The sequence below is a fragment of the Erwinia oleae genome, assembly GCF_000770305.1.
GTDB classification, from domain to species: domain Bacteria; phylum Pseudomonadota; class Gammaproteobacteria; order Enterobacterales; family Enterobacteriaceae; genus Erwinia; species Erwinia oleae.
This window is the reverse complement of the sequence record NZ_JNVB01000005.1, coordinates 97,835-108,763: the sequence shown is the minus strand read 5'-3', so window position 1 is coordinate 108,763 and position 10,929 is coordinate 97,835. Positions and strand designations below refer to the sequence as shown.

The window sequence follows — 10,929 nt, the reverse complement described above, 5'->3', positions numbered from 1 at the left end:
CCGTCACGCCCATGCCGCCAAACTTCTTCTTCCAGTTGTAAAAAGTAGCCTCGGAAATCCCCATCTTTCTGCAGACTTCCTCCACCCGCGTACCTGTTTCTGCCTGTTTCAGGGCAAAAGCGATCTGCTCTTCGGTATAACGCGTCTTTTTCATGCCGGATGACCTCATTTGTTCATGGAAAGAAAGGCCGGAAACCCCACTTTACGCCGGTACTGAACAAAGGGAAGAGATCATAATGTAGTTATCCACGATAAGCGTGATGGTTTTTGCCCGCCGGTACGTGGATTTAAGGCGTTTCAGCAGGCTGATGAACAGCGTCGAACTTTTGCTGTTCCCGCCTGCGTAGCTGACTTTTCCCGTGCCGCTGTGTAGCGCCCCGGCCAGATAATATTTTTCATTCTGTCCCGGTGTCACTACGCGCTTTTGCTGCCCGCGCAGTTGCCAGCCGGCACCGATTTTCGGATTGAGGTGGATATCCACTTCATCTTCATAAAATACCGGATGTCCTGCACTGCACTCGTCCAGCGCTTTATGAATGGCTGCCATCTTTTCATCTTTATGCGGGTCACGGATACGCAGGGTTGGTGCTGCCCTGCGCCATACAAGCCCGGCTGACGGCAGCCAGCGGCGAATCGTTCCCGCATGTAACTGACAGCCGGTTATCTCATTGATTTTTATTGCCAGTAATTCTGTACTCCAGCGTGAACGCTGGTAGCCAAAATCGCCGGGAGAGTGTTTTATCAGCTCACGTAACAATGCGCAGATATGCTCAAACGGCCAGCGACGGGAACGTCCTGCGGGTAAGGATTGAAGGCCTTCGACACCCGACAACGTAAACCAGTTAATCCAGCGTCCGACGGATGAACGTGCGCAGCAGAGCGTTCTGGCGACATCGCTGACGCGGTCTCCCCGGTGCAACATCAGTATGGCGGTGAGTCTGCGTGCATGATTTTTATCGCGCGTTTTATGGATAGCTTTCTGCATCAGCCGTCGCTCGTCGCGGGGAATGGGTGCTATGATCGGCATTGCTCAGTCCGGTTGGTGATTTGTGATGTTTAGCGATTGATCAGATCGCACAATCCGGACTGAGTTCCCTCAAAGTGATCTACTATTCCGAGCAGCTATTTAGGCTCTAAAATATCATTTAACGTTCTAAATAGAAAAACCATTAATATTTAATAAAAAAAGCCGTCCAAAGGACGGCTCCAATAAAATATTCAACATGCTATTTTCAATGCAGGGTAAAACATCATTTTATAATCATCAGGAATTGCTTCTTTAAGCTGATTAATTATAGAAGAATCATTAGGCAGCTTTAATGACAGTTCACAAAGCATCGCTTCCAGTTTTTCACTGCGATCCCATTGGATTTTATAGTTTGATGAGTCAATTTTTTGCGCAATAGATAACAACTGCTGCTTATTAGTATATACATATTTCATTTTGATTACACTGACACCGTGATCATGAGCATCCGAATAAGTCAAAATAAAATGAATTTGTTCACCCTTCTTATAAGTCTCAATGTGCTGATATTCATTTTCAAATATAGATGTAATCAACTCATGAGGCTGAACACCTTTTACCATGCAAAAAGATATTATTTTATTAATCTCTTCCATTATTTTAGCATAGCTTTTCATTTTATCATCCTCTCAACTTCTGCAAGCACTCTATCCAAGTCATTAATTGACTGGAGAAGGGTTTTGTTATCTCGCTTATCAACCGGTCCGTAAGCGCTGGACAGTTTAATAAATACATATCTTACTAAGATACCATCATTAGCATCATTTGTCTTTAAATAAGGTACGTACGGCTTGAAAATTTCATACAATTCTGAACTTTTTTCATCAATGCCATTATCAATCAGTAAATTAGACACGGCATCTTGAGTGCGGGTTTTCAGGATTTCTCTCATTAATTTTCTTGCTTGATGAGGCCTTTTCTCAATCAACTCAGGATCAATGACTTCAGCAGCTTTCTGAACTTCTTTTTCTGCTAATGTCTGGCGTAATGCTTCTAGCGCATCATCAGGAAGGTCTACACCTGCTAATCTTATCTTCTCTATTTGTTGGTTTACTGAATCGCTTATCTCATGACGTTTTTGTTCAAAAAGAGCGTTAAAATCAATATCATCTAGATAAGAATCTTGATCGCTCACATATACACTTTCGCTTTCAACTCCAGCTAACTCGCTACCTCTTTCAACGTAATCCCTGTCAGTAAAAGTATATTCACGCACAGTCGCCCTACGCGCTTTCTCCACTTCTTTTTGGAAGCTTTCCCACATAACGTTTAAGCCAATTTCCTCATGAAATATCACAATTCCATTATTATCAATTTCGAAATGCGTTATTTCTGACTCTGGTATGGCTCGCAATATCCTTCCCACTACCTGAGCGAAAGCGTTAAGACTTCTATAGGGACGGAATATTGCTAAAACAGTAAGATATTTATGGTCGTAACCTTCCATCAACATATTTACGGAGATAACCACGTCACACTGATGATTATCTACTTTCATTAAAGCTTCAGAAAGGTCACTAGGATCCATTTCACTATGTACTATGACAGAAGTCATTCCTCTGGCCTTGTACCAACTGAACAAATCTTCTGCATGAGCTATGCTACAACCTACAGCTAAAATCTTATGAGGAACTTTTTTAGAAGCACTTTTTAATTCTTTGAGTTTTGAAATACTGTGATCAATAACATCTAAAGAGCACTCTTTAGATAGAGCAATGCTTTTTTCAATCCATTCTTTATCTTTAAGCATCAGCACTTGCTCTTTAGATAACTTTACTCCCGGTTGTTCCGGCGTTGTAAAAAAAAACTCATGCGCATTTACAGTTTCTTTCCTTAGCCATTTAACATATTTATCCCTCATAACTTCTGATAAAGGTGTTTCATGAATTTTTACGCCTGGAACTTCTTGATTATCTCCTCTATATGGTGTTCCAGTAACATGCAATACTTTCGCGTTAGAGAAATAATGAAGAGTATCGCGCCAGCTTTGAGCTGGAGCATGATGAGCTTCATCAATAATAATAAAATCGAAGAAATCCGCTGGCACCCGGTTAATCAACCCGCCACCTCTCGAAGAATTTATTCTTTGAATATTCGTGTAAACAATATTACTGCTTAAAAGATGTTCTTCGGATAGCTCTGGTAGATATTCATTTACTACAGGGATGTCTTTACTACTAAAAACAATATCAAAATTAACCCAGAAATTATCAGCCAGAACCTCTTGAGTTTTCCTTATACTATCCTTTGTAATGAGTCCCGGAGTAATGATCAAGACTCTTTTATGAGAAACACCAAAAGGGGCTATTGATATTAAACCACTTTTACCGGTACCCGTTGGTAAAACTACTAAAGCCTCTTTATTTTCCTCGTCACTGAAAAATTCTTTAATTTTTATATAGGCTTCAATTTGTGGTGATCTAAGCTTTGTATTACCTTCGATATTTACCACTGTGTTTAAAAAGTATGACATTTCAATTATCCTTAATTAGCCAGGGGGTTTCACGGTTAAAAGCTGATTCGTATGATATTAATGAATATGGGTTCTATCTCCCATATGCTGGATCTGACTATAATCTTTATGGATGATGTCTTTATCGGCATGAGCAAGCCGTGTTCCAATAATAGCACTTTCAATGTCTTCTTTAAGCATTACTCATGACATGCTGCGCTACAATAATGTCCAGAGAATCGTCCATGTTACTACGCTCTATCCGGAGAGCCAATTCATGAGTATGACTAACACAACACCAATGATATTGCAACACCATATTTTCATAGAGATGGTATTTATTGAAATATGAGCTAATTAATACTCGGATAATCGAGCAAAATCGAAAGGAGAAATAAAGTTTGATTTATTATTATCTAGATAATCCGCCCACCATTGGATCATTAGCCTTCTCTCATCCAAATGCTCCGAAGTATGAATATAAGCTGCCCGCACATTGTTACGCTCGGAGTGGCTCAACTGCCGCTCTATCGCATCATCACTCCATAACCCCGATTCACCCAGCGCACCTCGTGCCATTGTCCTGAAGCCATGCCCGCAAACTTCGGTTTTTGTGTCATACCCCATAGCGCGCAGGGCATTGTTAACCGTGTTTTCGCTCATGACTTTTTTAGGATCGTGATCGCCGGGAAATAGCCTCTCATTGTCTCCACTTAACTGCTTCAGCTTCTCCAAGAGTGCTAAAACCTGGCGGCTTAGCGGTACAAGATGCTCCTCTTTCATCTTCATGCCACGATGAGAGTAACGAACCCCTTCTATCTCTTTGCGTTGTGCAGGGATCCGCCATAAGGCTCTTTCAAAATCGAACTCATCCCACCGGGCAAAGCGCAACTCACTGGAACGGACAAAAGTCAGTAGTGAAAGCTCTACGGCAATACGCGTCATAATTCGTCCACGATATGCGGCAAGACGCGTAAGAAACTCAGGAAAACGGCTGAAAGGTAATGCGGGGTAATGGCGAGCCTTTACCGTTGAAAGTGCCCCGGCCATATCAACAGCGGGATTAGATTCAATGTAATCGTTCTGCACGGCATAGCGCATTATTGCCGTAACGCGCTGCTGAAGGCGCTGAGCGACGTCATGCCTGCCACTGGCATCAACGGCCTTAATGGGGGCTAACAGCTGGCTGGTTTTCAGCTTACGAATATCTGCCAATCCAATATGAGGAAAGATATACAGCTCAAGGTAGCGCAGGATGCGTGAGCGATGATCATTACTCCATCGCTTGTTACTGGCATGCCATTCGCGGGCGATCCTTTCAAAAGTGTAGGCTCCCGCATTTTCAGCCTGGGCTTCTTTGTGTTCAGCTTTGGGGTCAATCCCCTGCCCTAACATCTTTTTGGCTTCGTCCCGCTTAGTACGTGCCTCAGCAAGCGTTACTGTCGGCCAGACGCCAAACGCAAGCCGGTCTTCTTTTCTGTCGGCTGGCCGCCTGTACTTCATACGCCAGTACTTTGATCCTTTGGTCGTGACCTCAAGATACAAACCGCCACCATCAGCCATTTTATAGGTTTTTTCTTTAGGCTTTGCAGTGTCGACCTGGCGGGCATTCAGTTTCATTTTGGGGGCACATTTCTTATCGAAGTGGGAATGCCCCCAATTATGCCCCCAGCATGGTCTGGATTGCAACGGATGTGCCCGGACGATACAGGATGATAAAATCAGACTGCGTGTTGATTTTAAAGGTTTTTTTGGACTTCCCCGGACGGGGATGGACAGGATAATGGTGCCGAAGGCCGGACTCGAACCGGCACGTATTTCTACGGTTGATTTTGAATCAACTGCGTCTACCGATTTCGCCACTTCGGCACTGAAGGGTATGCGGAAAACGAGGTGAATTATACCGTTACCCTTCCCATGCGCAACATCTATCCTCTCTTCCAGCGGCTGAACGCTGGAAAAATCACCGTTACACAGGCGACCGAAAGGCGTAAGGTCGTCATTCAATGCCCAAACACCTTCTCTACCCAATCCCATTCAAGGGATTATACTTAAGACAAATCCCAAACCCTACGCCGCGCCGCGTGTTACCGGGAACCGATCGTGTATGGCAGAGTCCGAAGGAAGAGCGCGGCGTCGGGAAAGTCACCGCATCAGATAACACTCCTGAAGGGCATACTATGAAAGCAGCAACAAAGATGGGCTTCGTACTGGCGGTTTCCACTCTGCTGGCGGGCACCGCGCAGGCGGCAAGCTGGCAGGATCAGCTTAACAGCGCCGCCACCGCGCTGAATCAAAATTCCAATTCAGGCACCAATGCCAACGGCGGCAACTCGTCAATGGCGGCGCTGACCGGCCTGCTGAACGGCGGCAACAAATCGCTGAGCGCCAACAGCATGACCAACGCCGCCGGTATTTTGCAGTACTGCGTGCAGAACAATATCGTGAACAATAACGTCACCTCGGTGAAGGATCAGTTGATGAGCAAACTGGGCCTGGCGGATACGCAAAAAGCGCAGCAAACCACCGACTACAAACAGGGGCTGATGGGCCTGCTGAATACCGGCAGCGATCAGCAGGTAAATCTGAGCAGCCTCGGCAACACGCCGGTGGCGCAGAAGGTTAAAACCAAAGCCTGCGATCTGGTGCTGAAACAGGGTAAACAGTTTATCTCCTGAGCCGCGCCGCTTATCCATTCTGCGGGCTGCATCGAGCGGCCCGAAATCCTTCTCTTAAATGCGTGTTTCTTACCGCATCCGTTATACCATACTCAATCAGGCGAAAAGGAAAGCGCGCCCGTCAGCCGCAGGGAGTTTCCAACGCCATTTTATTCATGTTTAGGGATGAGACTGATGACCAGACCACTTCTGATTGCTAAAACCGCTCACGATGAACTGCACCTGCTGCCGGAAATGGCGAATCGCCACGGGCTGATCACCGGCGCAACCGGCACCGGTAAAACCGTCACGTTGCAAAAACTGGCGGAATCTTTTTCTGATATCGGCGTGCCGGTGTTTATGGCCGATGTCAAAGGCGACCTTGCCGGTATCGCCAGGGAAGGCGCGGCGTCTGAAAAGCTGTTGGCCCGGCTGGCGAATATCGGCGTAACCGACTGGTCGCCGCAGGGCAACCCGGTGGTGCTGTGGGATATTTTTGGTGAAAAAGGCCATCCGGTGCGCGCCACGGTTTCCGATCTCGGCCCGCTGCTTTTAGCGCGTCTGCTGAACCTCAATGAGGTACAGAGCGGCGTATTACAAATCATCTTCCGCGTGGCTGACGATCGCGGACTGCTGCTGCTTGATTTCAAAGATCTGCGCGCAATGACGCAGTATATCGGCGAAAACGCGAAAACGTTTCAGAATCAGTATGGCAATGTTGGCGCCGCATCGGTCGGCGCCATTCAGCGCGGGCTGCTGACGCTGGAGCAACAGGGCGCGGAATATTTCTTCGGCGAGCCGATGCTGGATATCAAAGACTGGATGCGTACCGATGCCAGCGGTAAAGGCATCATCAATATTCTCTCGGCGGAGAAACTCTGTCAGATGCCGTCGCTCTACGCGACCAGCCTGCTGTGGATGCTCTCCGAACTGTACGAGCAGTTGCCTGAAGTGGGCGATCTGGCGCAGCCGAAGCTGGTGTTCTTCTTTGATGAGGCGCATCTGTTGTTCAACGACGCGCCGCCGGTGCTGCTGGATAAAATTCGACAGGTGGTGCGCCTGATCCGCTCCAAAGCGGTTGGCGTCTATTTTGTGACACAAAACCCGGCGGACGTGCCTGATGCGGTGCTCGGCCAGTTGGGCAACCGCGTGCAGCATGCGCTGCGTGCCTTTACGCCGAAGGATCAGAAGGCGGTGAAGGTGGCGGCACAAACCCTGCGCGCAAATCCCGACTTTGATACCGAGACCGCAATTCAGCAACTGGGCACCGGTGAGGCGCTGATCTCCTTCCTTGATGAAAAAGGCAGCCCGTCGGTGGTGCAGCGCGCGTCGGTTATCGCGCCCTTCTCACGCATGGGTACGATTAGCGATGATGAGCGCAACGCGCTAATCAACCACTCACCGTTCTCCGGCAAATATGAAGAAGCGGTTGATCGCGAGTCAGCCTATGAGATGCTGGCGAAAGGGACGCAGGCGGCAGCCAACAACGCCAGCGCGCCACCGGTTGGCGAGGCGGAAAAAGCGGGCAGCAACGTGCTGACAGACGGCCTTAAAAAAATACTGATTGGCAGCACCGGCCCGCGCGGCGGCCAGCACGACGGCATGTTGCAAAGCATGATGAAAAGCGCCGGCAGGCAGATTGCCAGCCAGATTGTTCGCGGCGTGTTGGGCAGCATCATGGGCGGCCGCAAGCGTTAATAATCCGTCACAGAAGGATATTTCCTCCCGCATGAATAAAGAAAATGAGCTCACCCGCGCCAAACGTCTGCCGCTGCTGCTGCTGTGCGGCGCGGCGGCACTTTTTATCGTTACCGTGCTTTATCCGCTGTGGTATCCGGCAAATGCCTGGGTTGGCGCGCTGAGGGCGGTATCGGAAGCAGCAATGGTCGGCGCGCTGGCGGACTGGTTCGCGGTCAGCGCGCTGTTCCGACGGGTGCCAATCCCACTGGTGGGTCGTCATACCGCCATTATTCCGCGCAATAAAGATCGCATTGCCGATAACCTTGCGCTGTTTGTGCAGGACAAATTTCTCAACACTGACTCGCTACTGGCGCTGATCCGCCGTCACGATCCGGCGCAGATTATTGCCAACTGGCTCAGCGCGCCTGAAAACGCAGCGCGGCTCGGCGGCTATCTGCTGCGGGTGGTGCGCGGCTTTCTTGATATGGCTGACGACAGCCGTATCCAGAGCTTTATGCGCCGCGCCATCCATAAGGCCATTGATAAGGTGGATCTGACGCAGTCAACGGCGATGGTGCTGGAGAGTCTGACGAAAAACAATCGCCATCAGGCGCTGCTGGACGACGCGGTCGCCCAGCTTTTGCAGCTCATTAATAAGCCCGGAACCCATGATTTTATTGCGCAACAGGTGATGCGCTGGTTGAAGCGTGAGCATCCCATTAAAGAAAAAATGCTGCCAACGGAATGGGTGGGCGAGAAAAGCGCCGAAGTCACCGCCAACGCGGTGCGTTCAATCCTGAATGATATTGAGCAGGATAACGCGCACGAATTGCGTCAGGGTTTTAATCGCGCCGTGCAGCGGCTGATTGAGCGCCTGAAGAGCGACCCGGAAATGCAGGTTAAAGCGGAAAACATCAAAACCTGGCTGAAGCAGGATGAGGCGTTGAACACCTATATCAGCCAGATTTGGGGCGATCTACGCGCCTGGTTGAAAGAGGATCTCGACAAGCCTGACTCGGTGCTGCATGCGAAGGTCAGCGCTGCGGGGCAGTGGCTGGGCGAAACGCTGATGCAGGATGCGAATTTGCGCGCCTCATTCAATCAGCATTTGGAAGATGCCGCAACGGGGGTTGCGCCGGAGTTTTCTGCCTTCCTCAGCCGCCATATCAGCGATACGGTAAAAAGCTGGGATGAGAAGGATATGTCACATCAGGTAGAGTTGAATATCGGGAAGGATTTACAGCGGATACGTATTAATGGCACCGTGGTTGGCGGTGCCATTGGATTGCTTCTTTGGGGGCTTTCACTGCTTCCCACGCTGTTGCATTAGCGCGGGAGAGCCGTCAGAACTTTTTGTCGAACTTGTCTTTTTCAAGACGCGTGTCGCTTTCAAGACGCGTGGAGTCCTTAGTGTGGTCGATATCCACTTCCTGGCGACGCACGCTGTCTTTCACTGTCTCAACGCGGCTGGTTTCTTCGCCGCGCAGGCCCACTTCTTCTTTGATGCGCGCAGTTTTAGAAATAACCGGCACTTCATGCGACTCTTCGACTTCGATAGTTTTATCTGACCAGTCAACATCATTCAGATAGGCGGGTTCATCAACAGCATTGCGGAACACTTCGGCATGTTGATCGAACAACGACACATCTTCAGTCACTTCATCTTCCACCGTGTAACGACGCAGACGCACTGAACCATCGTTAACCTGACGTTTGCTGATATCAACCTGCTCTTCTGCCAGCTTCAGCGCATCGCGGTCGGTGGTCAGGCTGTCACGCTCAAGGTCGCGATCTGCCGCAAATTTGCCACCAGTGGCGGTTGTATTGATACTGCCTGTCGTGGCATCCGGCGGCGTGATCGCGCTTTGCGAAACCGATGTCAGCGAATCAGGCGCTACGCCCGGCGCATTAATACTGCGATCGTTAGTTTCACCTGCAAATTCGCGACTGGCGAAGGCGCCGGTGTCACGGGATGACAGTGAAGAGTAATCCGCTGCGAACTGGCTCAGTTCCTGTTCAATATGGTCGGCCTGATCTTTCGGCGCTCTGACCGTTAACAGGACGCCGCCGGAACGGATAGCCTTGCTGTACTCGCTTGCATAATCATCATCCAGATCGTCACCAAACAGACGCTGCCAGAAGCTGGGATGACGAAGTTCTTTATCTTCAACCCGCAGCCTTTCGCCAGAGATGATATCAATGTTTTTTTCTGCAATACCTTCGACGATCAATTTTTCTTTAGCCGCTTCGGCCTGTTGAATCTGGTTGAATGCGGTGACAATTTTTTCATGTGCCATAATAAATAGATCCTCGTGGTTATGTTTATGTCAGGTTTTTTCGATTTTAACTTCCTGATGACGCAGAGTGACGTTCTGCTTAAATGTTTCTGTGGTACGGCGCTTAATAATATGAATTTCTTCCTTTATTATGCGTCGGCGGATAATTTCCACCTGTTCTTCAATCACAGGAATAATAAGAACATCACCTTCCTGACGGGGAACAGCTGAATAATCATCGGCTACAGGTTCGTTTATGGCTATGTGCTTAATCTGCACTTCATCACGATTAAGCTCAGTTTGCACCAGTTCTTCAGCATAACGGGTAGAGCGCGTCAGCGTGACTTTGCCATCAACCTGGCGTTCGGTCGAGATCTCAACCTGTTCCTCCGACAGCGGCATGCTCTGTTCCGTTTTTATGCTACCAACCGGAGGCGCGTTTTTATTTCGCATCGTAATACCTTAAATAGGATGTGATAAAAATGAGCCACCGAGCTGAATAAATCATTCACTTACCTGTTTGCCTCACCCTTTTAACTATAGGAGAAGTTTTTGATTTTGCCGTTTACGCTTACCTTCAAAATGTAACAACATCTTTTTTGCCACGTAAATAGCTTACATAAAGCGGAGGTTCTCCCTTCTTTTCAGGTAATTAAAAGCATGAAAAATGCGGTAATGAATGTAATATTTTATGCGGGTAAGAATATGCCTAAAATAAATAATGATGACCTATTTTAAAAATATGCTGCAATAACCGTAAGTTCCGAAAAATAAATCGGGCCAGTCAACGCTGGAGTTATTTACCGCAAAATGGCGCAACTGGGCGCAGGGAGGTTT

Annotated in this window: 9 protein-coding genes, 1 tRNA gene and 1 pseudogene; 3 read left to right on the top strand and 8 right to left on the bottom strand. The window is 48.3% G+C overall.

The genetic code is table 11. The annotated features are described in order from the left end of the window. The 6 genes and pseudogenes from GS12_RS03155 to GS12_RS03130 form a co-directional block, all read right to left on the bottom strand. The coding region (locus GS12_RS03155; RefSeq protein WP_034943778.1) for a transposase at positions 1–154 on the bottom strand (154 nt) is incomplete at its 3' end. 69 nt (positions 155–223) lie between these two features. Then, positions 224–1,027: pseudogene (locus tag GS12_RS03150) on the bottom strand (IS630 family transposase); the annotation flags it as partial. A gap of 191 nt (positions 1,028–1,218) precedes the next feature. Further along, complete coding sequence (locus GS12_RS03145) at positions 1,219–1,644, bottom strand: hypothetical protein (RefSeq protein ID WP_034943773.1); 426 nt, start codon at positions 1,642–1,644, stop codon at positions 1,219–1,221. Next, positions 1,641–3,500 (bottom strand): DEAD/DEAH box helicase, encoded by a 1,860-nt coding sequence (locus GS12_RS03140; RefSeq protein ID WP_034943771.1) that lies wholly within the window; start codon positions 3,498–3,500, stop codon positions 1,641–1,643. Before GS12_RS03140 ends, GS12_RS03145 begins: the two co-directional genes overlap by 4 nt. A 336-nt stretch (positions 3,501–3,836) precedes the next feature. Beyond that, positions 3,837–5,099: a tyrosine-type recombinase/integrase gene (locus tag GS12_RS03135; RefSeq protein WP_034943768.1), complete on the bottom strand. Its 1,263-nt coding sequence runs from the start codon at positions 5,097–5,099 to the stop codon at positions 3,837–3,839. Between the two features lie 164 nt (positions 5,100–5,263). Then, a tRNA-Leu gene (locus tag GS12_RS03130) sits at positions 5,264–5,348 on the bottom strand. Positions 5,349–5,659: 311 nt separating this feature from the next. Here GS12_RS03130 and GS12_RS03125 point away from each other — a divergent pair. The 3 genes from GS12_RS03125 to GS12_RS03115 all read left to right on the top strand — a co-directional run bounded on the left by GS12_RS03125 (position 5,660) and on the right by GS12_RS03115 (position 9,146). After that, positions 5,660–6,157 carry a DUF2501 domain-containing protein gene (locus tag GS12_RS03125; RefSeq protein WP_034943765.1) on the top strand — a complete coding sequence of 166 codons (498 nt, stop codon included), beginning with the start codon at positions 5,660–5,662 and terminating at the stop codon, positions 6,155–6,157. Between the two features lie 174 nt (positions 6,158–6,331). Then, the gene (locus GS12_RS03120) at positions 6,332–7,834 is read left to right on the top strand and encodes a helicase HerA-like C-terminal domain-containing protein (RefSeq protein WP_034943801.1); all 1,503 of its coding nucleotides are present in this window, start codon (positions 6,332–6,334) and stop codon (positions 7,832–7,834) included. A gap of 31 nt (positions 7,835–7,865) precedes the next feature. Next, on the top strand, positions 7,866–9,146 hold the full coding sequence (locus GS12_RS03115; RefSeq protein WP_034943763.1) for a DUF445 domain-containing protein: 1,281 nt from the start codon (positions 7,866–7,868) through the stop codon (positions 9,144–9,146). Positions 9,147–9,159: 13 nt separating this feature from the next. Here GS12_RS03115 and GS12_RS03110 read toward each other — a convergent pair whose 3' ends face one another. Next, positions 9,160–10,113 (bottom strand): YsnF/AvaK domain-containing protein, encoded by a 954-nt coding sequence (locus GS12_RS03110; protein ID WP_052118339.1) that lies wholly within the window; start codon positions 10,111–10,113, stop codon positions 9,160–9,162. A 30-nt stretch (positions 10,114–10,143) separates the two neighbouring features. Further along, positions 10,144–10,545 (bottom strand): DUF2382 domain-containing protein, encoded by a 402-nt coding sequence (locus GS12_RS03105; RefSeq protein ID WP_052118338.1) that lies wholly within the window; start codon positions 10,543–10,545, stop codon positions 10,144–10,146. Positions 10,546–10,929 lie beyond the last annotated feature (384 nt).